Genomic DNA, 25701 nt, shown 5'->3' with positions numbered 1-25701 from the left:
CGATGATTTCCGCTGATCTGAATGTCATCCTGCCCGAAATCCTGCTGGCGCTTTTCGCGATCCTGGCACTGCTTGGGGCGGTTTACACCAACAAGGACGCCGCCGCGGGGGTGATCGTCTGGGCCACGGCAATCGTGATGACGCTGCTGGCGATCTGGATCGGTATGACCAGCGGTGGCACCACGCGCATCGCCTTCAACGGTCTGTTCGTCGAAGACAGCTTTGCCCGTTTTGCCAAGGTCACCATGCTGCTCAGCGCGGCGGCGGTGCTGGCGATGTCCGAAGCCTATATGAAAAAGCGCGGGCTGCTGCGGTTTGAATATCCGGTGCTGATCGCGCTGAGCGTCGTCGGCATGATGATGATGGTCAGCGCAGGCGACCTGATGACCCTTTACATGGGCCTCGAGCTGCAATCGCTGGCGCTTTATGTCGTCGCGTCTTTGCGTCGTGACAGCGTGAAATCGACCGAAGCGGGTCTGAAGTATTTCGTTCTGGGCGCTTTGTCCTCTGGTCTGCTGCTCTACGGTGTGTCGCTGGTCTATGGCTACGCCGGCACCACGCAATTCGCGGGCGTCATGAGCCTTGCGAGCGCCGGGCAGACATCGATTGGCCTGTTGTTCGGGATCGTCTTTGTCGTCTCCGGTCTGGCGTTCAAGGTCTCGGCAGTACCTTTCCACATGTGGACGCCCGATGTCTACGAGGGCGCACCAACGCCGGTTACAGCATTCTTCGCCACCGCCCCCAAGGTTGCCGCGATGGCGCTGTTTGCCCGCGTGCTGCATGACGCCTTCGGCAATGCTGTCGCCGACTGGAGCCAGATCGTCGCGCTGCTGTCGGTCCTTTCCATGTTCCTTGGTGCCGTCGCCGCGATTGGTCAGACCAACATCAAACGCCTGATGGCCTATTCCTCGATCGCCCACATGGGCTATGCGCTGATCGGCCTTGCCGCCGGGACCGAGCTGGGTGTCAAATCCATGCTGGTCTATCTGGCGATCTACGTGACCATGAACATTGGCACCTTTGCCTTCATCCTCGGGATGGAGAAAGACGGCCAGCCGGTCACAGATATCTCGGCGTTGAACATGTATTCCAAACGCGCGCCGGGTAAGGCGCTGGCGATGCTGGTGCTGCTGTTCTCGCTTGCTGGTGTGCCGCCGATGCTGGGCTTCTTCGCCAAGCTAGGTGTTTGGCAGGCGGGTGTGGATGCGGGGCTGGTCTGGCTGGTTGTTGCCAGCGCCGTCGCCTCGGCCATCGGTGCCTATTATTACCTGCGTATCGTTTTCCTGATGTATTTCGGTGCCGAAGGCGATGACCGTCTGGACGAAGGCAAAAGCAGCCTGCTGTCGGGGTTCGTTGTTGCCTCTGCCGTGATCATGGTCGTGGGTATCCTGAACATGTTTGGCGTCGAAACTGCTGCGATCTCTGCAGCGGCGACGCTGATCAACTGATCTGCCGGTGACATCGGTGAACAATGGCGCTTCCACCGCGGGAGCAACGGGGGCCAAGGCGCAAAACGCGTCTTGGCCCGATGGCTATGGGCGGCAGGTTTTCGATAGCGTCGATTCCACGCTGAGCGAGGCGGCACGCCAAGCGAGCGAGCTGACGGGGTCCACATGGATCCTCGCGCAGGAGCAGACCGCCGCACGCGGTCGGCGCGGGCGGTCCTGGGCCACACCACGGGGCAATTTTGCCGCGACGCTGATGATGCGCCGGTCCGAAAGCCCCTCGACCGCGGCGCTGCGCAGCTTTGTCGCCTCGCTTGCCCTGCGCCGCGCCTTTGTCGCCACCACGCGGGACGAGGGGGCCTTTACCCTGAAGTGGCCCAACGACGTGCTGCTGAACGGCGGTAAGGTCGCGGGCATCCTGCTGGAAAGCATCGGTGATTTTCTGGCCATCGGAATCGGGGTGAACCTTGCCCATGCGCCCGGTGCCGATCAGGTCGAAGCAGGGGCCCTGCGCCCCGTTTCCGTCGTGGCAGAGACCGGCAAAGTAGTCCCGCCCGAGGTTTTTTTGGATGCGCTGGCGGCGGAATATGCGCAGCTGGAAACCCAGTTCCAGACCTATGGTTTTGCCCCCATCCGTACCGCGTGGTTGTCCCATGCCGCGCGTTTGGGCGAAGAGATCGTCGCCCGCACCATGAAGGACGAAACCCGTGGTGTGTTCGAAGACGTGGACGCGCAAGGCAACCTGATCCTGCGCACCCCTAAAGGCCGTGTGCCCATCACTGCGGCGGATGTATTTTTCTAAGCGCGAGCGGAGGGATGTGCCATGCTGTTGGCGATTGACTGCGGAAACACCAATACAGTCTTTTCGATCTGGGACGGGGCGCGGTTCCTCGGGACGTGGCGGACCTCTACCGAATGGCAGCGTACCTCTGACCAATATTACGTCTGGCTCAGCACCTTGATGAAGTTTCAGGGCGTCGAGGCAGATATCACCGATGTCATCATCAGCTCGACCGTGCCGCGGGTGGTGTTCAACCTGCGCGTTCTGGCGGACCGCTATTTTGACACGCGGCCCATTGTGGTGGGCAAACCCGATTGCCTGCTGCCCGTGGATGTCCGCGTTGACGAAGGCACCGCCGTGGGCCCTGACCGTCTGGTCAACACGGTGGCGGGGCATGATCTTTATGGCGGTGATCTGATCATTGTCGATTTCGGAACGGCGACGACCTTTGACGTGGTCGATACGGACGGGGCCTATATCGGCGGGGTGATTGCCCCCGGTGTAAACCTGAGCCTTGAGGCATTGCATAACGCCGCCGCGGCCTTACCTCATGTAGACATCTCGAAACCACAGGCGGTGATTGGTACAAATACCGTCTCTTGCATACAATCGGGCATTTTTTGGGGTTATGTTGGCCTCGTCCGTGAGATATGTGCCCGAATAAAGGCTGAGCGCGGCCGCGAAATGCGCGTGATTGCCACAGGCGGGCTGGCCCCGCTCTTTCAACAGACAGTCGATCTGTTTGATGCATACCAAGATGATTTGACGATGCACGGCCTGACCGTGATTTATAACTATAACAAGGATACCGCTTAGTCATATGAGCAGCGAAAGATTGATCTATCTGCCCCTCGGTGGGGCAGGTGAAATTGGCATGAATGCCTATGTTTATGGATACGGGAAACCCGGTAAGGAGCGACTGATTGTTGTCGACCTTGGCGTTGCCTTCCCCGACATGGACACAAGCCCCGGCGTGGATCTGATCATCCCCGATATCGCCTGGCTTGAAGAACGCCGCGACCAGATCGAGGCGATTTTCATCACCCACGCCCACGAAGACCATATCGGTGCCGTGGCCCATACCTATGACCGCCTGCGCGCGCCGATCTATACGCGGAAATTCACCGCCAATATCGCCAAGCGCAAGATGGACGAATACGGCCACCCCGACGATGCGGTGACCACCGTGGCCCCTTGGCCGCAGCAAACGACCGTAGGGCCGTTCAAAGTGGGCTTCCTGCCCATGTCCCACTCCATCCCTGAATCGTCGTCGCTGGTGATCGACGTGGCCGGCGATCGGCTGATCCACTCGGGCGACTTCAAGATCGACATGACACCCGGTGTTGGTGAACCCTACGACCCCGAACTTTGGGCCGACGTGTCCAAAGACGGCGTCAAGGCGCTGATCTGTGACAGTACCAACGTCTTCTCGCAACATGCAGGCCGGTCCGAAGCGACCGTCGGGCCAGAGATTGAAAAGCTGCTCGGCACCGCGCAGGGTATGGTCGTCGCGACGACCTTTGCCTCTAACGTCGCGCGTGTGAAGACGCTGGCGGATGCAGGCGAACGGGCAGGGCGGTCGGTTGTGCTGCTGGGACGTGCGATGAAACGCATGGTCGAAGCCTCGCTTGAAACCGGCGTGATGAAGGACTTCCCCCCGGTCGTGAGCCCGGAAGAAGCCCGCGGTATCCCGCGCGAGAACCTGATGTTGCTGGTGACAGGCTCGCAAGGGGAGCGTCGTGCGGCGTCGGCACAGCTGGCACGCGGCAAATACATGGGGCTGGAAATGAAGGAAGGGGACATGTTCCTGTTCTCCTCCAAAACCATTCCCGGCAACGAACGTGGCGTGATCAAGGTGATCAACGCATTCTCCGAGATGGGCGTTGATATCGTTGACGACAGCTCGGGTCTGTATCACGTGTCAGGCCACGCCAACCGTCCCGATCTGGAAACGCTGCATGACGTGGTCAAGCCGCAGATCCTGATCCCGATGCACGGTGAGCACCGCCACCTGCGTGAGCACACCAAAATCGCCAACGCCAAGGGGATGAAGGGTGTTCTGGCCGTTAACGGCATGATGATCGACCTGTCGGGCAACGAGCCCAAGGTCGTTGAATATGTCGACAGCGGGCGGACCTACCTTGATGGCTCGACCCAGATTGGCGCGATGGATGGCGTTGTGCGCGACCGTATCCGCATGGCGCTGAACGGCCACGTCACCGTGACCGTCATCCTGGACGAGAATGACGAAGCCTTGGGAGATCCTTGGGTCGATGCCATGGGTCTGCCAGAGCAAGGTCGGTCCAAGACATCGCTGGTTGACGTGCTGGAAGCCGATCTGGCCCAGTTCCTTGGCCGTGCTAATGCCAAGACCCTGCGCGACGACGACAAGCTGCACGATGGGTTGAAGCGCACTGTGCGTCAGTCCGCCAACGATGAGATCGGCAAAAAGCCCGAGGTTACCATCGTGGTCAGCCGCCTGAGCTAAAACGCTCTCACGCTAAATAGAAAACGCCGCGCAGTGCCCTGCGCGGCGTTTTGCGTTTGTAGGGCAGGGTGTGGCGCGTCGGAGCTGCTGCGAGGCAAAGCGGTAGCCACAAAGAAAAAGGCGCAGAGGATGCTCTGCGCCTTTAATCGTTTCTGTCAGTTGGTGCGCGGGGTTATTCGCGACGCTCGGCAAAGCTTAGGCCGATGAACTCGGGCGTGTGATCGCCCAGACCGACGACGCGGTTGTCGTTGCGGTTGTTCTGCTGACGGTTGTTGTCATTGCGGTTGTTATCACCGCGCCCGCCACGGCCACCGCGACGGTTGTTGGGTTTGTCGTCCTGAGCGGCGTCTGCCTTTTGGGCAGGGGCTTTGTCTGCGGACTCCTTGGCTGGTTTGTCCGACTTTTTGTCTTGCGGCTTTGCATCAGATTTGGCGTCTGCTTTGGCATCGGGTTTGTCAGCCTTGGGGCTGTCCGCCTGCGCCGTCTCTGTTTGTTCAGCGTCAACCTTAGCCACATCAGGCTTTTTACGGCTGCGCGTGCGGGTGCGTTTGGGCTTCTCAGATTTGGCCGCGTCATCGGATTTCGCAGCGGGGGCGTCGGCTGTCTTGGCCTCGGCCGCTGGGGCCGCTTTTGCCTCCGAACCGCCCAAGGGGTTGTCGAGGCGTGGGATCTCGCGCTGTACCAGACGTTCAACGTCCTCGAGGTTCTTTTCGTCCCGCGGGACGCAGATCATGATCGCCTTGCCATCACGTCCCGCGCGACCCGTGCGGCCGATCCGGTGCACGTAATCCTCGGCATGGGAGGGCACGTCGTAGTTATACACGTGGCTGACCGACGGCACATCAAGACCGCGCGCCGCCACGTCAGAGGCAACAAGGAAGCGCAGATCGCCGTTGCGGAACCCTTCCAGTGTTTTGGTCCGCTGGCTTTGATCAAGATCCCCATGGATCGGAGCCGCGTCATAGCCGTATTTTTTCAACGACTTAGCGACCGTATCCACATCCATCTTGCGGTTGCAGAAGATGATCGCGTTGGTGCATTTGTCGCCTTCAGCGTCGATCAACGCGCGCAGCACTTTGCGTTTCTCCGTCGCTTCGCGGTCCTTGCGCGAGGCTTTGAACATCAGCACGCCTTGCTCGATATTCTCGCTCGTGGTGGCCTGACGGGCGACTTCGATACGCTCGGGCGCAGAGAGGAAAGTGTTCGTAATCCGCTCGATCTCGGGGGCCATAGTGGCCGAGAAGAACAGCGTCTGACGGGTAAAGGGCGTCATCTGGAAGATGCGTTCGATATCGGGGATGAACCCCATATCCAGCATCCGGTCGGCCTCGTCTACGACCATGATCTTGACGTCGGACAAGATCAGCTTGCCGCGCTCAAAGTGGTCGATCAGGCGGCCGGGCGTGGCGATCAAAACGTCAACGCCCTTGTCGATCAGCTTGTCCTGCTCTCCGAACGACACACCGCCGATCAGCAGCGCTTTGGTCAGTTTCAGGTGCTTGGTATAGGTGTCGAAGTTCTCGGCCACCTGTGCCGCCAGTTCCCGCGTGGGGCACAGCACCAGGCTGCGCGGCATCCGGGCGCGGGCGCGGCCACGGGCAAGCAGGGTGATCATGGGCAGGGTAAAGCTGGCAGTTTTGCCGGTGCCTGTTTGGGCGATTCCCAAGACGTCCTTGCCTTCAAGGGCAGGGGGGATCGCGCCGGCCTGAATTGGCGTGGGGGTTTCATACCCGGCCTCATCAATGGCTTTCAGGACTTTAGGATTAAGGTTTAGATCAGAAAATTTTGTCATGTGTGTCCGATGATAGCGGACATACACTTGGCCCGCGGCAGCATTCATGTCGGCCCGCATGGCCCAAGGGGCGGAGGCTCTCCGCGACATGTTCTGCACCCATTAACAAAGACTCCCCGTCGCGTCAAATGGATGCGCTAAAGCCCTGTGAAACGGGGGAAATGTGTTGCCAGTTGGTTGGGCAGCGCCAGATCAACCTCGCGTAGCAGCCCGTGGTCGCGCAGGCGGCTGCGCAATTCCGGTGTATCTGCGCAGACTTCGTCGAAAAACGCGCGCAACCCGTCCTCGCCGCTTTCACTCTCTATCATCGAGAAAAGGTCATTTAGCGACAGACCGCCTTGGTCATAGGGACGGTTGGGGCGCAGTTCGGGGCGGTAGCTGCCCTTGGTGACGCGGTAGCGGTAAGCGGCGATCCAGTCGTCCCATGTTTTCGCATGGGCATGGGCCAGCGTGATGTCGGGCGGAGCGTCGTGACAGTCCAGCATCTCGCCCTTTTGAAAGACGTTGTGGATGCGCAGATGCATATTCGGCAGCCCCGTGCGGACAAATACCTTGCCCGCAAGATGGCTGAGAAACCCGCCCTTCAAATAAGCGCCATAGGTCGGATAAAGCTCTGCCACAATGCGCGCGCGGTCGGGGCCCGCGGGGATGAAGCCCTTGAACGCCGTCGGATCGCCTGAAAGCTGCTCCATCGGGCGGATGCGGGTGGCGGGCGCAGCTTGCGGGATATCGGCCAGAATGTCAGCGATCGGGCGGTCTGCGACCAGATACTCGTCCGCATCCATGTGGATCAGCCAGTCCACCTCGCGGCGGCGGTTGTAGGCATGGGTCGCATTTGCCGTCTGGCGTTGCTGGTGGGCGTCTGGCCGGTCACGTTTGCGCTGCTTCCAATAGCGCGAGTCGCAGGTGATGACGCGGATCTTGGGATTGGCGTCCAGATGGGCAAAGGCCTCGTCATTGGGCGCATCCAGATAGATGTAAAGCCGCTGCGCGCCCGCCGCCAGATGAAAGGCGGCGAACTGCAATATGTCGCGCGTCGGTGCCAGAATGGTAGAGGCGATGCCCCATGTCACATCAGTCATGGGGCCAGTTTGCGGTGCGTCGGACGGGCTGGCAAGCCCAAGTCAGACCATCATTTCCTTGGTCGCGGTCAGGCGCACATCGGGGTAATCGCGGTCCACACGGTCGATATCCCATTGCAGCCGCGTCAGGTAAACGATGTCGCCATCGTGGTCATGGGCGATATGCTGTTTGTTGGCTTCTGTAAACTTATCAACGGCTTGCCGGTCACCGTTCACCCAACGAGCAGAGGTGAACTGCGATTGTTCGAACCGCACCGGCAGCCCGTATTCCAGCTCGATCCGGCTGGCGAGCACTTCGAACTGTAGCTGCCCGACGACGCCCACAACAAAGCCCGAGCCGATGGCGGGTTTAAAGACCTTCGCCGCACCTTCTTCGGCGAATTGCATCAGCGCTTTTTCAAGGTGTTTCGATTTCATCGGATCGCCCGCGCGCACGCCCTGCAACAGCTCTGGCGCGAAGGACGGGATGCCACTGACGCGGATCGCCTCGCCCTCGGTCAGGGTGTCACCGATGCGCAGCTGCCCGTGGTTGGGAATGCCGATGATGTCACCGGCCCATGCTTCCTCGGCCAGCTCGCGGTCGGCGGCAAGGAACATCACGGGGTTGGTGACAGACATGGTTTTCTTGGACCGCACATGGGTCAGTTTCATGCCACGGGTAAAATGGCCCGACGCCAGACGGACAAAGGCCACGCGGTCGCGGTGCTTGGGGTCCATGTTCGCCTGAACTTTGAAGACAAAGCCGGAAACCTTTGGTTCTTCAGGTAAAATCTGTCTTGGCTCTGCCGATTGAATCTGCGGTTCAGGGCCGTAGGTGGCGATGCCGTCCATCAGTTCCTTGACGCCAAAGCTGTTGATCGCAGAGCCGAACCAGATCGGTGTCAGCGACCCTTCGGCCATCAGCGACGCATCCAGCGGCGGCATCAGCTCGCGGACCATTTCAAGGTCTTCGCGCAGTTTTTCAAGCAAGGCGGCGGGCACGTGTTCGGCCAGCTTCGGGTCATCCAACCCTTCGATCGCAATGCTCTCAGCGACCTTGTTCCGGTCGGCACGGTCCATCAGTTCAAGCCGGTCGCGCAGGATGTCGTAGCAGCCGATAAAGTCGCGGCCCACGCCGATGGGCCAGCTTGCAGGGGTCACATCAATGGCAAGGTTTTCCTGAATTTCGTCGATGATCTCGAAGACATCGCGGCTTTCGCGGTCCATCTTGTTACAGAATGTCAGGATCGGCAGGTCGCGCATGCGGCAGACCTCGAACAGCTTTTGCGTCTGGCTTTCCACGCCTTTCGCGCCGTCAATTACCATCACGGCCGCGTCAACGGCGGTCAGCGTGCGGTAGGTATCTTCGGAAAAGTCAGAGTGGCCGGGCGTATCCACAAGGTTAAAGCGGAAATTCGTGCCCTTGTTCATGAAATCGAACGACATGGCCGAGGCCGAGACAGAGATGCCGCGATCCTTTTCCATCGCCATAAAGTCAGAGCGGGTGCGTCGCGCCTCGCCCTTGGCGCGGACCTGACCGGCCATCTGGATCGCCCCGCCGAACAGCAGGAATTTCTCTGTCAGCGTGGTTTTCCCCGCATCGGGGTGGGAAATGATCGCAAAGGTGCGACGCCGAGCGATTTCGGCAGGCAAAGCGGGGCGGTTTGAGGGGGTATCCAACATGGATTGGCATATATCCACGCCCGAACACACGCGCAAGTCTGCTTGGATCAGCCGCGTGCTTGCATTTTCTTGGGGGTCGGCGCGAAACTGCGGTATGATGGGGGCAGATGAAACCAGAGTGGGTGTGACAATGGAATTGAAAGAGATCGCAGATGCGTTGGTAAAAGGCTGCCGCGAGGGCCATGAGGTGGCGAACCTTGATCGGCTTTACGCGCAGGACGCCGTGTCGGTTGAGGGGATGGACCACGGAAACGGGCGCGAGACGCAGGGCCTTGAGGGCATCAAGGGCAAGCATGCGTGGTGGGACAGCGCGATGGAGGTGACGCGTCAGAATGTCAGCGACCCGATGCTCCATGGCGATGACCGTTTTGCTGTCCTCTTTGATGTTGCGGCGCGCGAAAAGGAAAGCGGCACCGAGATGGAGATGAAAGAGGTCGCCATCTACCACGTGGCCAATGGCAAGATCGTGCGCGAGGAATTCTTTGGCTGATCAGCGCATGCTGGCGCGGCGCAGCAGTTCTGCCGCGTCGGGGCGGTCCAGCAGGGGTTCCGACACATCTAGCCCCGCATGGGGCAGGTCGGAATGGCCGGGGATGACATCGCCCATAGCGTCCGACAGCTCTTGCGGCAGCACGCCTTTGGTGCGGCTGTCGATCAGCATGGATTCCGCCGCGATGCCTTCGGCATAGATGATCTGGTGCCCGTCAAACAGCAGTTGGAAATAGTCGACAAAGCCGCCGTCCTGCACCCGTACCGTATCGCCGTTGACCAGATGGCGGGCCTTGACCAGCAGCTCTGACCGGCCGGCCCCCAGACGGTCTTCGCGCTGGTAGATGAACAGGCGGTGATCGGGGCTGACGATCAGGTCATTGTCGTTGTTCAACGTGCCCGCGTTGATGCAGATCGGGGCGAATTCGCCAACCGCGCGCACGGTGCTTTGTCCGATCCAGCGGATCGCCTGCACGCCGTCATCGCGGGTCAGGACCTTGTCACCGACGCAGAGCTCCTCGATCGGGCGCTGCTCACCGGTGGCCATGGTGATATGCGTGCCGCGGGTGAAGGACACACAGGCCACTTGTGCGAACTTCTGGCGCATCGTCTCGGTGTCGATGCCAACCAGCCGGTATTCCACTTTCGACGACAGCGCGCTGAGCGGGATGAGATAGATCGCTTCGGCATGGCCGTCATCGGCCACTTCGACCAGCAGGATCGCATCGTTGATCTGCCCGTCAGGCGACATGAAGGTCAGTGCGCAATCCAGATGCAGGGCGGCCCCGCTGGTGCCGGTTTGCGTATCGGGCGCGATCGACAGGCTGCCATCCGGTGCCGTCTGGATCGACAGGCGCACTGGTTCCGCCCCGTAGGACAGCTCGTACACATCATCCAGCAACAGTTCCGAGGCAAAAGACAGCGTGTCGCCCATATTCGCACCATCCGTCGCCGTGAATTGCGTCGCACGAAAGACAGGGACACTTTGCGGAGGGGAAGGGCGGGGCGAGGTCATGGGGCGGGCCTTTGCGCGCGAAAGATGAATGATATCGGGGTCGGCAGTCACACAACTGCCGGTGGTTCTTATGTCCTTGCCATAGGATTGTGTCCCATTCGGGTCAAGCCTTTGGCCTTTTGCTGGCATTGTCCGCGAAGACAGTGTTACGACTTGCGCGAACACTAACCGGGAGAGATCGCTATGGATCTGGGAATCAAGGGAAAACGCGCATTGGTTTGCGCATCGTCAAAGGGCCTCGGCCTGGGCTGCGCAGAGGCGCTGGCCGAAGCGGGTGTGGATCTGGTGATGAACGCACGCGGTGCCGCGGATCTGGAAACGGCCGCCGAACGCATCCGTCAGGACTATGGCGTCGAGGTCACCACCATCGCCGCCGATATCGCCACGGACGATGGCCAGAAGCTGGTGCTGGAGGCCGCGGGCCAGATCGACATTCTGGTCAATAACGCAGGCGGCCCACCCCCCGGCATGTGGAGCGATTGGGACCGCGAGGATTTCATCAAGGCGCTCGATGCGAACATGTTGGCCCCCATCGCGATGATCAAGGCGCTGGTGCCCGCGATGATGGACCGTGGCTGGGGCCGCGTCGTCAACATCACCTCGCAATCCGTGCGTGCGCCAATCGGCGTTCTGGGGCTCAGCAACTCGGCCCGTACCGGTCTGACCGGCTATGTCGCGGGCACCTCGCGTCAGGTCGCGGGCAAGGGTGTCACGATCAACAACCTGCTGCCCGGCATCCACGCCACCGACCGCGCCGATGCACTGGATGGCGGCGTCGTCAAACAAAAGGGCATCACGCTGGAAGAGGCCCGCACCGAGCGCGCATCGACGATTCCCGCAGGGCGCTATGGCACGCGGCATGAATTCGGCGCGGCCTGTGCTTTCCTGTGCTCGCAACACGCGGGATTTATCGTCGGGCAGAACTTGCTGCTGGACGGCGGGGCGACCAATATCACGATGTAAGGGCGAGGGCCGGGCGCTGCGATGCCCGCGCGGCACGCGCGCCCGTCTGACATATTTCATCACGTTTACGACAGACCGCCGCGCAACAGATAGCGCGGCGGTTTTTGCTAGGCTACCCATGGACGTTACTGTCCCTTTCAAAGGTATTCCCGGATGTCCCCTATTGTTCTGTTTGTCCTCTTCGGTGCCATCATCGCCGCAAGTCTGCTGGCCGCACCGCGCCGCGCCTCGGTCGAGGGGTTCTTTGGCGGGATGACGGCCCAAGGCGGTGCGCCGGGGCTTTGGACGCTGGTGCTCAGCCAGGTCACCACATGGATTTTCGCGCGCAGCCTGATGAACGCGGCGATCCTGGGATATTACTACGGCATCGCGGGCACGCTGGCCTATGCGGCCTACTATGGGTCTTTCCTGACCGGGGGCTTTATCGTCGGGCGTCTGCGCCAGAACGGCGCCATGTCGGTGCAGGATTGGCTGGGCGCGCGCTTTGGCGGAGCGGGCAATGCCTGCTATAATCTGGTCATCGCGCTGCGGCTCTTGTCCGAGGTGTTTGCCAATCTGCTGGTGGTGGGGCTGATCTTTAACGCCGTGCTGGCGGGCAGCGGCACGCCTGCGATCCTGATCGTGGCGCTCGTGGGGCTGGGCTATTCCGCTTGGGGCGGGCTAAGTGCCGCGCTGCGCACCGATGTGGTGCAGATGGTCGTGTTCCTCGTGGTTTTCGGTGTCGCCTTTGTGGCGCTGGTCGTGTCGCCCGGCTTTGATCTGGGGGCGGTTGTCACGGCACCGGGGACAGCAGGGGCCTATAACGGCTGGGTCTTGCTGGCCGTGGCGCTGTTGCAAGTGTTTTCCTACCCCGCGCATGATCCGGTGATGATGGACCGGGGCTTTATCGCCGACCCGGAGGTGACGCGCCGGTCCTTTCTGCATGCCTTCTGGATCTCGACCCTGTGTATCATCGGCTTCGGGTTCTTCGGCATTCAGGCGAGCCTTGTCGGTGCGGCCTACGAGGGCGAGCTGATCGGCACCTGGGCCACGATGTTTCCTGCGTGGGTGTTTGTGGCGCTGATGATCTCTTTGCTGGTCTCAGCGCTGAGCACGCTGGATTCCGCGCTCTCGTCTGCCGCGCGTCTGGTGGTTGAAGAGTTGAAGCTCGCACCGCGTAGCCTGAACGGCGGGCGGATCGTGATGCTGGGCTTTATGGCCGCAGGCACGATGCTGACGCTCTGGGGCAATGCGACGCTGTTCGATGCGGTGGCCGTGTCGGGTACTGCGTCGATGTTCCTGACGCCGGTGCTGGTGGTCGGGCTGGTGATGCAGCGGCAGATCGCCCTATGGGCCTATCTGGCAGCCTTCGGGGCGGCGATGATCGGGGCCTTTGCCTATTTTGCCCGCGCGTGGCCCGCCTTTGCCGCGGTGTTGCCAGAGGGGCATAAATACGAACAGCTTTTGGTAATTTGTGTGGTCGTTCTGGTCGCAGGCTTCGCGGCGGTGCTTGCGGGCGCGCGGCGGGGCTGATAGCGGTCGATCCCGAGCGAATTGATCGGATTAGACCGCGCCCATGACTGAAGTGACTGACGTGCACCCGAGACTGGAAATCAAGAACCTGCAGCGCGCCTATGGCGGGCGGGCCGTCGTGGATGATGTCAGCCTGAAAATCATGCCGGGGCAGGTGACCTGTCTTCTGGGGCCATCGGGCTGTGGCAAGTCGACCACCCTGCGGATGATCGCCGGCGTCGAGATGCAGGACAGCGGTACGATCCACGTTGATGGCAAGCTGATCTGTGACACGGTTTTCCGCGTGCCCCCCGAACGGCGCGAGATCGGGTTGATGTTTCAGGATTTCGCGCTGTTTCCGCATCTTAGCGTGGCCGACAACGTGGGCTTTGGCTTGAAAACCGGCACCAAGGCCGAACGCCGCGCCCGTATCGAGGAACTGCTTGAACGTGTGGACCTGCTGCGATTTATCGACGGCTATCCGCATCAACTGTCAGGGGGCGAACAACAGCGCGTGGCGCTGGCGCGTGCCTTGGCCCCACGGCCCAAGATCATGCTGATGGACGAGCCCTTCTCGGGGCTTGATAACCGGCTGCGCGATGACATCCGGGACGAGACTTTGGGCATCCTGAAAGAGGAAGGTACCGCCGTCTTGCTGGTCACCCACGAGCCCGAGGAAGCCATGCGCATGGCAGACGAGATCGCCTTGATGCGCGATGGCAGGATCGTACAGCAGGGGGCCCCCTATAACGTGTACACGCGTCCCGTCGACCGCGCGTCGGTGGCGTTTTTCTCGGACGCGAATGTGCTGCGGGCCGAGGTGTCTGGGGCGCTGGCGCATACGGTCTTTGGCCGGTTTCTGGCCCCCGGCGTGCCGGACGGGACGCAGGTGGATATCGTGTTCCGCCCCCAGCATTTGCGCATCGACTTTGACCGTGCGGGCAAGGGGCCGTTGCCAACCTCGACCGATGGCACCGCAGCCCGCGCCACTGTTGCGCGTGCGCGTTTCATGGGGAATGAGAGTCTCGTGGAATTTGTCATGGACCATGACGGCAGCACCCTGCGCGCCACCGTGCCCAATGTCTTCTTGCCGCAGCCCGGGGCCGTCATGTGGCTGACCGTGCGCCGCGATCGTTGTTTTGTTTTTCCGGTGCATGCGGCAGGGTAGACCGCTGGCGGCTGCCCCTGTGGCACCGCGGGATGCCTTCGGCGAGGATTTAATCCATTTGGAAGACGGGCGGCGCGGTGAATAGCGCGGGCAGCGGGTGTGTCGCCTCGATCAGGTCAAGCCGCAGGGTCGTGTTTTGCCCTTTGGTTTCATCCCAACCTGAGAGGGTCCAACTGCGGGCGGCATGGCTGAGCCTGTGGGGGTGGAGCACCAGCGTATCGAGCGTGCCATCGTCGGCGTTATAGACGATCCTGAGTTTCTGGCGCGCGCGAATTGCGGCGCGCAGCACGGGCAGATGCCCCATCCCCCGCGCGGCATTGGCGAAAGGGTGTTCGATGCGCTGCCAGTCCTGCGTTGCGGGCTGTGCGGTTTCGGGCAAGGCCGCGTCGATTTTTTGCGCCAGAGAGGTCGCGGCGGCCTGTAGGTCGGGGTCGGTTGTTTCAAGCACAACGGCGAGGGCGAGTTGAAGCGCCTCAATCTCTTCGGGGGAGAGGGATAGCGGCGGCAGCACCGTCGCCGGTGTCAGCCGGTAGCCTGCGCCACGGGTGCCGGTGATCGCAACGCCCGACGCCTGTAGCCGCGCGATGTCGCGGTAGAGCGTGCGCAAGGACACGCCCGCCGCCTGCGCCATATCCTCGGCCCGGTGAAGCTGGTGGTCGCCCAAGAGGGAGAGCAGGGAAAACAATCGATCGCTGCGGCGCATGGTTTCTATGTGCCACGCAGGCGGGCAGGGTGCAAGGCAACTGCCAAAAAACTGTCAGGAGTGTTGGGGCGGTCGTTGGAGGGCGTAAATTTTGCGGGGCCGCGCGGCGAGGGAAACGCTTTGGCCCTTCAAGCTGCCAGAGCAGGGGCCTAAAAAGAGACAGAGTTTACCGGCGGGGGCAGTCCCCCTGCCTCACATTCGGATTATGGAGTTGAGACTATGTTGAACAATATCGGCCTTCCGGGTCTTTTGCTGATTGCAGTTGTGGTGCTGGTCCTGTTCGGGCGCGGCAAGATTTCCAGCCTGATGGGCGAAGTCGGCAAGGGCATCACCAGCTTTAAGAAAGGCATCAGCGAAGGCGAAGATGACGTGAAAAACGGCGACAAGGACACTGCCGAGCTGAGCGATGACACCGTTGTTGTCACCGACACGAAGACCGACAAGGACCGGGTGTAAGCTCTCATGTTTGATATGGGGTGGTCAGAGCTGTTGGTCGTTGGCGTTGTCGCGCTGATTGTGGTGGGTCCCAAGGACCTGCCCGTGCTGTTTCGCAAGGTCGGCCAGTTTGTGGGCAAGGCCAAGGGGATGGCGCGCGAGTTCAGCAATGCGATGAATGATGCCGCCGATGACACGGGCATGCGCGAGATGTCGTCCAGTTTGAACAAGACGTTGAAAACCGCGACGAACCCGCTGGGATCGGCGATGGACGAAGTGAAGTCAGCGACCAAATCCCTGTCCAAATTCGACCCCGAAAGCGAGACGGGCAAACTGGCCTCGCAGCGGGCCGAGGATGTCAAGAAGATCCAGGCCGCCACCGCCCGTGCCGGTGCCGAGCGCAAACAGCGTGAAGCTGCCGAAGCGCTGGCACAGGCCGATGCGGCAGAAGCGAAACTCGCGACACCCGCCGCCGCGCCGCAGATCGAGAAGCCGGCGACGAAAGCTCCTGCCAAGAAAGCGCCAGCCAAGAAGGCAGCTGCCGCCAAAACGCCAGCCAAAGCCACGCCCGCCAAGAAGCCTGCCGCCAAGAAACCTGCCGCAGCGAAACCTGCGGCCAAGAAAGCCGCGCCCAAAGCGCCAGCGGCCAAAAAGAGTGACACATGAGTGCATCAGACGATATTGACGACAGCGCCGCCCCGCTGATCGAGCATCTGGCCGAGCTGCGCACGCGGCTGATCCATTCGGTGATCGCCTTTATCATCGGCATGGTGATCTGTTTTACCGTTTGGAATCCGATCTTTAACTTCCTGACAAATCCTTTGTGTTCGGCTATGGCCGAGCGCGGGCAGGAAGACTGCGGGTTGATCCTGATCAAGCTGCAAGAGGGCTTTTTCGTCGCCATCTCTATCTCTTTGCTGGGCGGGCTGGTTTTGGGCTTTCCCTATATCAGCTACCAGCTGTGGCGCTTCGTGGCACCGGGGCTTTACAAGAACGAGAAGGGCGCGTTTCTGCCCTTCCTGATTTCGAGCCCGCTGATGTTCTTTTTGGGCGCGTCCTTTGCCTTTTATGTCGTGACGCCGCTGGCTTTCGATTTCTTTCTTGGGTTCCAGCAGGCGGGCACGCTTGTCGGCGAGGGGACGGATAACGCAGGCGGAATCGCGGCCATCGCGTTCCAGGGGTCGGCTCAGGAGTATCTAAGCCTGACGATCAAGTTCATCGTGGCCTTTGGCCTGTGCTTTCAGCTGCCCGTATTGCTGACCCTGATGGGCAAGGCCGGTCTGGTCAGCGCCGAAGGGCTTGGCAACGTGCGCAAATATGCGGTGGTTGGTATTCTGGTGCTGGCCGCACTTGTCACGCCGCCGGATGTGATCACCCAAGGGATCCTGTTTGTTGTGGTCTACGGGCTTTACGAAATCTCTATCTTTCTTGTAGGGCGGGTTGAACGCAAACGAGAAGAGCAGCTGCGCGCAGACGGGTATTATGACGACGAATATGATGACCCGATCCTCGCAGAGTTCGAAGAGGATGAGGACGACCTGAAGTGAACCGTGACCCGATGGACCGTATTGCAGCGGCGTTGGAGAGGATGTCTCCTCCGCCGCTGAAAACCCCGGATTTTGATGTCGCGGGGGCCTTTGTCTGGCAGACAGGGCCGGACCATCTGGCACCGGTCGAAACGGTCAGCAAGGTTGATCTGTCGCTGCTGGTCGGTGTGGATCGCGCGCGCGACACGTTGCTGGCCAACACGATGCAATTCGCCGCCGGTCTGCCCGCCAACAACGCCCTGCTGTGGGGCGCGCGCGGGATGGGCAAGTCGAGCCTTGTGAAAGCCGTACACGCCCATGTCCGCGAGACGCACGACCGTCTGCGCATCGTGGAACTGCAACGCGAGGACTTGCCATCGGTGGGCCGTCTGCTGAGCCTGCTGCGCGGTGCGCGGCAACGGTTTATCCTGTATTGCGATGATCTGAGCTTTGGTCATGATGACGCGCATTACAAATCGCTGAAGGCGGTGCTGGATGGCGGGATCGAGGGGCGGCCAGAGAATGTCGTGCTTTATGCCACGTCGAACCGGCGTCATCTGATGCCCCGTGACATGATCGAGAACGAACGTGGCTCTGCCATCAACCCTGCCGAGGCGGTGGAAGAGAAAGTATCGCTGTCGGATCGGTTCGGGCTGTGGCTGGGCTTCCATCCCTGCGACCAGAAACAGTATCTGGATATGATCCGCGGCTATTGCGATGCCTATGGGGTCGATATCGACGCCAAGACCCTGCACGCCGAGGCGATCGAATGGCAAGCGACCCGTGGCGCGCGGTCGGGCCGTGTGGCCTGGCAGTACTTCGTTGATCTGGCAGGGCGTCGCGGCGTCGCGCTGTAAGCGATAAGCGGCCTGCACAAAAGCAAGCGGCCCCGAAAAGGGGCCGCATGTTAAAGCTGTTCAGTTTTCCAGTTGGCTTAGTTCAGGTAGGGCGTCGGATCGACGCTGTCAAAGCCTTTGCGCACCTCGAAATGTACGAATGAATCATCGCCCGGGCGCAGTTTGGCGATGCTTGCCCCTTTCGATACGCTATCCCCTTTGGCGACCGACACATTGGCGACATTGGCATAAACGGTCAGCAGGTTGTCAGGGTGGCGGATCACGACAATCGGCACGCCCTCGGCGCTTTTGGTGATCGCGGCGACGGTGCCGCTATCGGCGGCTTTGACCGCAGCACCCGGTGTGCCCTTGATGTTGATGCCCTCGTTCTTGCCCTTGGAATAGGCGCGGATGATGCTGCCCTGTACGGGGGGCGACATGCGGCCCGAAGAGGCGGGTTGCGTCGTCTTGCCCACATCGGCGACAGGTTTGGCTGCGGCGGGTTCGGGCTTTGGCGCGGCGGGCTTCTCGTCTACAGGCGGTAGCGGTTTCGCGGCGCTTGGCGGGGTCGGCGTTGGCGATCCGGTGCCGGGCAAGCTGGTCGTTGTCGGCGCAGTGGCCGTCGCGGCAGCAGGGACCGCGGCGCTGCGTTTCGGGGCGGCCTGCTGCGCCACGGGGATCAGCAGGAACTGCCCTTCGCGGACAGAGAAATCAGCGCCAAGCCCGTTCCATTCGGCCAGCGTTTCAACCGGCACGGCATAGAGACGCGCGATGGTATAGGCGGTTTCCCCACGTTCCACCTTGTGGCGCACAGGCTCGATCCCGGTCTGTTTCGCGGGGTTCTCGCGGGTGGTGGTCTGCGCCGAGGGCAGGGTGGTGGTCTGCACGCCGGGGGTGGCGGGCGCCCGGTTGATCGCGCCGCCTGCGATGGTCTGGATATCGACCGCTGCAGTGGTGATCGGACCGGTGCCCGACGCGCCAGTCGCGGGCGAGGGTTCGGCGACGCGGGTCGGTAGGGCGATGATCTCTCCCTTGCGGAGGGGGACAGTGGGGTCGATGCCGTTGTAGCGCGACAGGCTGCCCACATCGGTACCCACGCGGGTGGCCACGTCAGACAGCGTATCGCCACGCCGCGCCACGGCGACCTGATAGTTGGGGTAGGAAATCACACCGCGGTTGTCCGGTGCGGGGCGTTCATCCAGCGGGCCGGTGGCTGCGTGGGCGGTGGTGAAACCGTCGCCAAAGCCGCCGCGCAAATCCATATCAAGGGGCTGTTCACACGCGGCGAGCAAAAGCGCAGAGCTGCCCGCCAGTACCGTCAGCCTGAGGGTACGGGTCACGTTTGGTTGGGTCATCTGCTCGTCCTCGTCTTCGGTGCCGTCAGCGCCTTGGGGTCCCCGTTCGGGCGGAGTTCCCCTTGCTATACTGCATTTAGCCGTCTTTTCCCAGCCCTTCAAGCAAGGGAACAAAGCGGACCTTGCGCAGCTCGTCATATTCCAGCCCGGTCTCGGTTTTGCGTACACGTATGAGGTGTTGAACCGTGTCCGACTGGCCCACGGGCACGACCATGATGCCGCCCACCTTGAGCTGAGCCAGAAGCGGGCCGGGGGGGTCTTCGGCGGCGGCGGTCACGATGATCCGGTCAAAGGGGGCCTGTTCGGGCAAGCCAAAGCTGCCGTCGCCTATGATCGCCGTGATGTTGGACAGGGCCAGATCCTCGAAGATCTGGCGGGCCTCTACCACCAGTCTGCGGTGGCGGTCGATGGTATAGACGCGCCGCGCCAGTTTGCTGAGGATCGCGGCCTGATAACCTGATCCGGTCCCCACCTCGAGCACCTTGTCACGCGATGACACATCCAGCGCCTGCGTCATCAGCGCCACAACCGAAGGCTGGCTGATGGTCTGACCGCAGGCGATCGGCAGGGGCATGTCCTCGTAGGCGCGGGACGCGAAAAGGCCGCGGATGAAGGGACCACGGTCGATCTGCTCCATTGCGTTCAGGACACGGGCATCGGTGACGCCCTTGGAACGGAGTGCGTAAAGAAACTGCATCTTGCGTGTCGCGTCTGTGATGTCTTCTTCGTCGTTCATGTATTGATGGCTTTTAGCGCGTCAAATGTATCATGAGCGGTGAGGTCGGCGCGCATGGGCGTGACCGAGATATAGCCGTCAAGGTTCAGCGCGGCGTCGGTGCCGTCGTCCGTCGGGATCTGCTGGTCCGCGCCCTTGATCCACAAGAACCGCCGCCCCGAGGGCGACAACTGCGGGATCGTGGAAAAGCTGGTATCGCGGCGCATCCCCTGGGGGGCCAAACGGATGCCCTGAACCTCTGCCGCTGCGACGGGCGGAAAATTCACGTTATAGAACAGACGGTAGCCATCCCCATGCGCCGGTGTCGCATCCAGAATACGGCGGATCACATCGGCCCCGTGGCCGGCGGCTGCCTCGAACGGATCATCCAGATCACGGTTGGCAGGGCCGTAATATTGCGACAGGGCCACGGCGGGGATGCCTTGCAGCGCCGCCTCCATCGCGCCACCGATCGTGCCGGAATAGAGCGTGTTTTCAGCCGCGTTGTTGCCGCGGTTCACACCCGACAGCACCAGATCAGGGCGGGCATCCAGCATACAGTCATGCAGTGCGGCCATCACACAATCGGCCGGGCTGCCCTCGACCGAAAAGCGCCGGTCGCTGACCTTTTCGACCATCATCGGCTTGGTGTAGCTGATGCAATGCCCGACGCCGGATTGTTCATAGGCGGGGGCCACGATCCAGACCTCGCCATCGGGTCCGGCCAGGTCGGTGGCAATGCCCTGCAGGGTCTTCAGACCCGGAGCGTGAATACCGTCGTCGTTGGTGATCAGAATGCGCATAAATTCCCCTTTGCGCCTTGATAGGCGACGGGGCGCGGCGCGGCAAGGCAGGAGCCTTCACCGCATCATGTTTTAAGGCTGGGAAACAGCCAGTTGCGCCAGAATTTCAGCGGCTTGCGACTGTGGCGTGTTCAGCGCCTCACGATCTTCACCGGGGTGGAAACGCGCGCGTGTCGCGGTGGGCATGGGGGCGGGGGTCATGATGAGGACGCGCGGGCCGATTGCCACGGCTTCGGACTGCCAACTTTTGGCCAGCGCGATCTGCGCGGCCTTGGTGGCCCCGTAGCTGCCAAAGAACTTGGTCGCCACAACCGGATCGTCAAAAAACACGGCCTGACCCGACTGCCCCAGCAGCGGTGCCACATAGGTGATCAGGGTCGAGGTGGCGGTGACGTTACAGGCGACAGATTTGGCCATGTCTTTGGCGTCGATGTGATCGGTCGGGGCCAAGGGGGCGGCATGGACAGCGGTGTGCAGCCAAAGGTCAAGGCTGCCCCAGCGGTCATAGATGCCACGGCACAGGGTCGCCATCGCATCGGCATTGGTGATGTCCATCGGGGCCAACGTCGCGCTGCCGCCGCGGGACTGGATGCGGTCGTCCAGCTCTTCCAGGGCACCGGTGGTTTTGGCGACTGCAATGATGTGATGCGTGTCGCAAAGTGCTTCGGCCAGGGCGGCACCAAGACCGCGGGACGCGCCAGTGATAAGAGCTGTTTTTGTCATGGGGTGGCTTTGCCTGAGCCACCGCCCCCCGTCAAGAGGGGCGCGGCACCCGGGGTCATGTCGCGGGGCGTTTCACCCTTTGGGAAGTTTGAGCGTCACCGTGCGCCCTCGCTGCGCCAGAACTACGCTGTCGTCGCCAATGGCGGCGACGATGCCGTCGCTGATCTTGTCGTTCAAGGTCACGCGGTGAATGCGTCCGCGGCCATCGCGGATCAACGCGCCGGGGTCGGTCAGGCTGCCGAAGGTCCCAATCAGGGCGAGCTTGGGCAGGGACGCCTGCTGCGTTGCCAGATTAAGGGTTTTCTGCGGGGTCGGAGTGCCTTTTTCGTCAGTCGACATGGGTGCCTCTTGCTGCGCTTAGGGGGGCAAAGAATGGTTAGACCGAGGGGCTAACAAAGCTGCCTGACCGCCGAAAGAGGGCGCGGGGGAAGCTGGCAAAGACTGGCTTGCACGTCGGCAAAGCTTTGCCAGCGGCACGGGGGCGCAAAATAGCAAAAGGGCGGGCGAGGGGTTGAACCCTGCGCCCGCCCTTGCGGAACTTGTCGGAAAGCGGCGGCTTTACTCGGCGGCTGGCTTCATCTCGAACCCTTGATTGATCTGGTCGGCAGGGGTGACGGGGTAATCGCCCGAGAAGCAGGCATCGCAATATTGCGGGCACTTGTTGTTGCGACCCTCTGCCTCGCCCACGGCGCGGTAAAGCCCGTCGAGCGAAATGAACTTGAGGCTATCCACTTGCAAATGCTCGCGCATTTCCTCTTCGGACATGGTGGCCGCCAGCAGCTTTTCACGTTGCGGCGTGTCCACACCGTAGAAACAGGGCCACGCGGTGGGGGGCGACGCAATGCGGAAGTGGACCTCTTTCGCGCCGGCATCAAGGATCATCTCTTTGATCTTGCGGCTGGTGGTGCCACGCACAACCGAATCGTCTACCAGAATGACCCGCTTGCCCTTGATCAGCGCGCGGTTCACGTTGAGCTTTAGCCGCACGCCCATGTTGCGGATCTGCTCGGTCGGTTCGATGAAGGTCCGGCCCATGTATTGGTTGCGGATAATCCCCATCGCATAGGGAATACCCGATTCGAGGCTGAAACCGATGGCCGCAGGCGTGCCGCTGTCGGGGACGGGGCAGACAAGATCCGCCTCTACCGGCGATTCCTTGGCCAGCTCGCGCCCGATGGCTTCGCGGGTTTCATAGACCGAACGACCGCCAAGGATGCTGTCGGGGCGGCTGAAATAGACGTGTTCAAAGATACAGAAACGCGATGCGACACGGCGGAAGGGAAAATGGCTTTCGACGCCCGAAGGCGTGATCACGACCATCTCGCCGGGCTCGATCTCGCGGACGAATTCCGCACCGATGATGTCCAGCGCGCAGGTCTCGGAGCTGAGCGCCCAACCGTCGCCAAGCTTGCCCAGAACCAGCGGGCGCACGCCCAAAGGATCGCGCACGCCGATCAGCTTGGTGCGGGTCATCGCCACGACCGAAAACGCGCCTTCGACACGGCGCAGCGCGTCTTCCATGCGTTCGGGAATGTTGCGTTGCAGGGACCGCGCCATCAGGTGGATGATACATTCGCTGTCCGACGAGGACTGGAAGATCGACCCGCGTTCAATCAGCTCGCGGCGCAGGGCATTGGCGTTGGTGATATTGCCATTATGGGCAATCGCGGCACCGCCCATGGCGAATTCGCCAAAGAAGGGCTGCACATCGCGGATCGCTGTTGGGCCTTTGTGACCAGAGGTCGAATAACGCACATGCCCGATAGACAGTTCGCCGGGCAGCGTCTCCATCACCTTTTGCGAGGTGAAGTTGTCGCGCACATAGCCGAAGCGGCGGGCGGACTGGAAACCGGCAGCGGGGTCATAGCTGACGATCCCGCCGGCTTCCTGACCACGGTGCTGCAATGCGTGCAGGCCGAGGGCCACAAAGTTCGAGGCGTCTGCAACGCCGATCACGCCGAACACCCCGCATTCTTCTTTGAGTTTATCCCCGTCATCTGCATCACGCAGATAGGAGGAATCAAACGGGTGTGCGGGGGGCATGATCTTGGACAACGGGGCAACTCCGAATCCGATGAAGGGATAGGGGCTATGTAGGACTTTGGGCGGGCCTTGTCACCCCGCCGTTACATTTTGCCCCCGCATATGCTGCGATGCAACATATGGCAGAAACGCAAACGCCCCCGAAAACGGGGGCGCATGTTTAACTTTTGGCAGCGTCAGCGGCGATTAGGCACCGCAGGCCCCAACCAAAGCCTCGTAGCGGGTGGTGATCCAGCCCAATGCGGCTTCCGGGTTCTGCTCTTCGATCTGGCCGGTAAAGCGCCCGAAGACCTGTGCCGACCGGCTTTCGTCCACCATCGTGAAGGTCTGGCCGGTGATCACTGTGTCATACACAAAGAACGCGATGGCGACCAAAAGAATGCCGCGCGCCACGCCGAAAAGAAACCCGAGCCCCTGATCCAGACCACCCAGAACAGACCGCTGCACCAGCGACGAAAACAACGGGGTGAACAGCGAGACCACAATCAGCGCGATGGCAAAGACGATGGCAAACGCCCCGATAATCGATAGTTCACAACTGTCGGCAAGGAATTCGCCCACAACAGGGATCTCTGACACCAGCGGTTCAACCTGCGGCGCAAAAAGAAACGCAAGGATCGCGGCGGCAATCCAGCCCACGATCGCCATAAATTCGCGTACAAGCCCGCGGCCATAAGCCAGCAAAGCCGACAGAACGATGACAAGCGCCACAACCCCGTCAATGATGGTAAAACCTTCCATGGTCGTCTTGCCTTCCTTGAAGGGGCGGTTAGCCAGCCCCGAATATTTCGCCTACAAATCCGGTGAGATCGCTCATGGTGTTAAGCGTTATGCCGTTCTTGCCCACCGGTTTTCCGCCCGCGGGCGCGATGGCGCTGGTAAAACCAAGTTTTTGCGCTTCTTTCAACCTATTTTCGGTTTGACTGGCGGGGCGTAGCGCACCGGACAGGCTGATTTCGCCGAAAACAACGGTTTCCGCGGGCAAGGCCACGTCTTCGCGCGCGCTGAGCAAGGCGGCCGCGACCGCCAAATCCGCCGCCGGCTCCGAGATTTTCATCCCGCCTGCCACGTTGAGGTAAACATCAAGCCCCGCAAAGGGGATGCCGCAACGGGCCTCTAGCACGGCGAGGATCATCGCAAGCCGTCCCCCGTCCCAGCCCACGACCGTACGCCGCGCCTGCGAATGAGGCGACGGGGCCACAAGGGCCTGAAGCTCGCATAAAACAGGGCGGGTGCCTTCGATACCTGCGAAAACCACTGAGCCCGCGGCGGGTGTGCCGCGTTCGGACAGAAACAGCGCAGAGGGGTTGGTGACCTCTGCCAGCCCTTCGCCGGTCATCTCGAACACGCCGATCTCGTCGGCGGGGCCAAAGCGGTTTTTGACCGCGCGCAGGATGCGGAACTGGTGGCCGCGCTCGCCCTCGAAATACAGCACGGTGTCGACCATATGCTCGACCACGCGCGGCCCCGCGATCTGCCCGTCCTTGGTGACATGCCCCACAAGAATCACGGAAACGCCGCGGCGTTTGGCAAAGCTTGTCAGCTCGTGCGCGGCGGCGCGGACCTGACTGACGGACCCGGGGGCGGAATCGACGTTATCGGCCCACATGGTCTGTATCGAATCGATGATGACCAGATCGGGCTTCACCTCTTCAAGTGTGGTCAGGATATCGCGCAGATTGGTTTCGGCGGCCAACTGCACCGAGGCGTCGGACAGCCCCAAACGCTGCGCACGCATACGGACCTGCGCCGAGGCTTCCTCTCCGCTGACGTAGATTGTTTTCAAACCGCTGCGGGCAAAATGGGCCGCTGCTTGCAGCAGAAGAGTGGATTTCCCGATGCCCGGATCGCCGCCCACCAGAATGGCAGAGGACGGTACCAGCCCGCCGCCCAAAACGCGGTCCAGCTCGGCAATGCCGGAATGGCTGCGGGGCGGGGGCGTGTCCTTGGTGGTGAGGTCGGTCAGCACCATCGCCGCACCACGACGGGTGCCAAGCGATTTGCTGGGCGGGCCGGATGAAATGCCCTTGTCTTGCTGGATCGTGTTCCATTCGCCGCAGGCATCACAGCGCCCGGACCATTTGTTATAGGTCGCACCGCAAGCCGTGCATGAAAATGTAACGGGAGATTTAGCCATGCGTCTTTCTGGCCGAACAAAGGGGAAACGTCAAAGCAAAACCTTGGTG

The 25701-nt window shown here is 61.4% G+C and carries 25 protein-coding genes; 12 read left to right on the top strand and 13 right to left on the bottom strand.

Annotated features, from left to right (window positions below):
- Positions 1-2 precede the first annotated feature (2 nt).
- The 4 genes from nuoN to ABM428_RS10795 are packed head-to-tail and all read left to right on the top strand — an operon-like array spanning position 3 to position 4714.
- Positions 3-1448 carry an NADH-quinone oxidoreductase subunit NuoN gene (gene nuoN, locus ABM428_RS10810; RefSeq protein WP_005853955.1) on the top strand — a complete coding sequence of 482 codons (1446 nt, stop codon included), beginning with the start codon at positions 3-5 and terminating at the stop codon, positions 1446-1448.
- Between the two features lie 7 nt (positions 1449-1455).
- A complete protein-coding gene (locus ABM428_RS10805; protein WP_081781252.1) occupies positions 1456-2247 on the top strand; it encodes a biotin--[acetyl-CoA-carboxylase] ligase in 792 nt (263 codons plus the stop codon).
- Positions 2248-2268: 21 nt separating this feature from the next.
- A complete protein-coding gene (locus ABM428_RS10800) occupies positions 2269-3042 on the top strand; it encodes a type III pantothenate kinase (RefSeq protein WP_009824851.1) in 774 nt (257 codons plus the stop codon).
- Between the two features lie 4 nt (positions 3043-3046).
- Positions 3047-4714: a ribonuclease J gene (locus ABM428_RS10795; protein ID WP_005853949.1), complete on the top strand. Its 1668-nt coding sequence runs from the start codon at positions 3047-3049 to the stop codon at positions 4712-4714.
- Between the two features lie 172 nt (positions 4715-4886).
- On the opposite strand, the gene ABM428_RS10790 is transcribed toward ABM428_RS10795, so the two are convergent.
- The 3 genes from ABM428_RS10790 to ABM428_RS10780 form a co-directional block, all read right to left on the bottom strand.
- A complete protein-coding gene (locus ABM428_RS10790; RefSeq protein WP_353627928.1) occupies positions 4887-6506 on the bottom strand; it encodes a DEAD/DEAH box helicase in 1620 nt (539 codons plus the stop codon).
- A gap of 137 nt (positions 6507-6643) precedes the next feature.
- On the bottom strand, positions 6644-7588 hold the full coding sequence (locus tag ABM428_RS10785; RefSeq protein ID WP_132997266.1) for a glycosyltransferase family 2 protein: 945 nt from the start codon (positions 7586-7588) through the stop codon (positions 6644-6646).
- Between the two features lie 42 nt (positions 7589-7630).
- The gene (locus tag ABM428_RS10780) at positions 7631-9250 is read right to left on the bottom strand and encodes a peptide chain release factor 3 (RefSeq protein WP_132997265.1); all 1620 of its coding nucleotides are present in this window, start codon (positions 9248-9250) and stop codon (positions 7631-7633) included.
- A 130-nt stretch (positions 9251-9380) separates the two neighbouring features.
- Between ABM428_RS10780 and ABM428_RS10775 the strand changes: the two genes are divergently transcribed.
- Positions 9381-9740, top strand: coding sequence for a nuclear transport factor 2 family protein (locus ABM428_RS10775; protein ID WP_132997264.1), 360 nt, complete (start codon positions 9381-9383; stop codon positions 9738-9740).
- Here the strand turns inward: ABM428_RS10775 and ABM428_RS10770 are convergent, their stop codons facing one another.
- The gene (locus ABM428_RS10770) at positions 9741-10754 is read right to left on the bottom strand and encodes a Hint domain-containing protein (protein ID WP_132997263.1); all 1014 of its coding nucleotides are present in this window, start codon (positions 10752-10754) and stop codon (positions 9741-9743) included.
- 183 nt (positions 10755-10937) lie between these two features.
- On the opposite strand from ABM428_RS10770, the gene ABM428_RS10765 reads away from it, so the two are divergent.
- The 3 genes from ABM428_RS10765 to ABM428_RS10755 all read left to right on the top strand — a co-directional run bounded on the left by ABM428_RS10765 (position 10938) and on the right by ABM428_RS10755 (position 14376).
- A complete protein-coding gene (locus tag ABM428_RS10765; RefSeq protein ID WP_132997262.1) occupies positions 10938-11717 on the top strand; it encodes an SDR family oxidoreductase in 780 nt (259 codons plus the stop codon).
- Positions 11718-11870: 153 nt separating this feature from the next.
- Positions 11871-13229, top strand: a complete 1359-nt coding sequence (locus tag ABM428_RS10760) for a sodium:proline symporter (RefSeq protein WP_353627927.1) — start codon at positions 11871-11873, stop codon at positions 13227-13229.
- A 43-nt stretch (positions 13230-13272) separates the two neighbouring features.
- The gene (locus tag ABM428_RS10755; RefSeq protein ID WP_353627926.1) at positions 13273-14376 is read left to right on the top strand and encodes an ABC transporter ATP-binding protein; all 1104 of its coding nucleotides are present in this window, start codon (positions 13273-13275) and stop codon (positions 14374-14376) included.
- Between the two features lie 49 nt (positions 14377-14425).
- On the opposite strand, the gene ABM428_RS10750 is transcribed toward ABM428_RS10755, so the two are convergent.
- Positions 14426-15079: a YafY family protein gene (locus ABM428_RS10750; RefSeq protein WP_243250373.1), complete on the bottom strand. Its 654-nt coding sequence runs from the start codon at positions 15077-15079 to the stop codon at positions 14426-14428.
- 219 nt (positions 15080-15298) lie between these two features.
- Between ABM428_RS10750 and ABM428_RS10745 the strand changes: the two genes are divergently transcribed.
- From ABM428_RS10745 to ABM428_RS10730, 4 genes are read left to right on the top strand one after another with little or no spacing between them, the layout of a single operon-like run.
- On the top strand, positions 15299-15535 hold the full coding sequence (locus ABM428_RS10745; RefSeq protein ID WP_005853930.1) for a twin-arginine translocase TatA/TatE family subunit: 237 nt from the start codon (positions 15299-15301) through the stop codon (positions 15533-15535).
- A gap of 6 nt (positions 15536-15541) precedes the next feature.
- Positions 15542-16180, top strand: coding sequence for a Sec-independent protein translocase protein TatB (gene tatB / locus ABM428_RS10740; protein ID WP_353627925.1), 639 nt, complete (start codon positions 15542-15544; stop codon positions 16178-16180).
- On the top strand, positions 16177-17061 hold the full coding sequence (gene tatC / locus ABM428_RS10735) for a twin-arginine translocase subunit TatC (protein ID WP_005853927.1): 885 nt from the start codon (positions 16177-16179) through the stop codon (positions 17059-17061). Before tatB ends, tatC begins: the two co-directional genes overlap by 4 nt.
- Positions 17058-17897 (top strand): ATP-binding protein, encoded by an 840-nt coding sequence (locus ABM428_RS10730; protein ID WP_132997257.1) that lies wholly within the window; start codon positions 17058-17060, stop codon positions 17895-17897. The genes tatC and ABM428_RS10730 overlap by 4 nt, the downstream gene beginning before the upstream one ends.
- A 77-nt stretch (positions 17898-17974) precedes the next feature.
- Here ABM428_RS10730 and ABM428_RS10725 read toward each other — a convergent pair whose 3' ends face one another.
- The 8 genes from ABM428_RS10725 to radA all read right to left on the bottom strand — a co-directional run bounded on the left by ABM428_RS10725 (position 17975) and on the right by radA (position 25652).
- Entirely contained in the window at positions 17975-19231 is a 1257-nt protein-coding gene (locus ABM428_RS10725; protein WP_132997256.1) for a LysM peptidoglycan-binding domain-containing protein, read from the bottom strand.
- Positions 19232-19307: 76 nt separating this feature from the next.
- Positions 19308-19967, bottom strand: a complete 660-nt coding sequence (locus tag ABM428_RS10720) for a protein-L-isoaspartate(D-aspartate) O-methyltransferase (protein ID WP_005853921.1) — start codon at positions 19965-19967, stop codon at positions 19308-19310.
- A complete protein-coding gene (surE, locus tag ABM428_RS10715) occupies positions 19964-20749 on the bottom strand; it encodes a 5'/3'-nucleotidase SurE (protein WP_005853919.1) in 786 nt (261 codons plus the stop codon). The genes ABM428_RS10720 and surE overlap by 4 nt, the downstream gene beginning before the upstream one ends.
- Positions 20750-20821: 72 nt before the next feature.
- The gene (locus ABM428_RS10710; protein ID WP_353627924.1) at positions 20822-21472 is read right to left on the bottom strand and encodes an SDR family NAD(P)-dependent oxidoreductase; all 651 of its coding nucleotides are present in this window, start codon (positions 21470-21472) and stop codon (positions 20822-20824) included.
- 72 nt (positions 21473-21544) lie between these two features.
- Complete coding sequence (locus ABM428_RS10705; RefSeq protein WP_005853915.1) at positions 21545-21811, bottom strand: hypothetical protein; 267 nt, start codon at positions 21809-21811, stop codon at positions 21545-21547.
- A 219-nt stretch (positions 21812-22030) separates the two neighbouring features.
- Complete coding sequence (gene purF, locus ABM428_RS10700; protein ID WP_037944446.1) at positions 22031-23515, bottom strand: amidophosphoribosyltransferase; 1485 nt, start codon at positions 23513-23515, stop codon at positions 22031-22033.
- A gap of 186 nt (positions 23516-23701) precedes the next feature.
- Positions 23702-24256: a CvpA family protein gene (locus tag ABM428_RS10695; protein ID WP_005853908.1), complete on the bottom strand. Its 555-nt coding sequence runs from the start codon at positions 24254-24256 to the stop codon at positions 23702-23704.
- Between the two features lie 28 nt (positions 24257-24284).
- Positions 24285-25652 carry a DNA repair protein RadA gene (radA, locus tag ABM428_RS10690; RefSeq protein WP_132997254.1) on the bottom strand — a complete coding sequence of 456 codons (1368 nt, stop codon included), beginning with the start codon at positions 25650-25652 and terminating at the stop codon, positions 24285-24287.
- Positions 25653-25701: the final 49 nt, after the last annotated feature.

The organism is Sulfitobacter sp. TCYB15, from assembly GCF_040435955.1.
Classification (GTDB): Bacteria; Pseudomonadota; Alphaproteobacteria; order Rhodobacterales; family Rhodobacteraceae; genus Sulfitobacter; species Sulfitobacter pontiacus.
The sequence above is the reverse complement of the archived record's forward strand: the minus strand, read 5'-3'. Positions and strand labels throughout refer to the sequence as shown.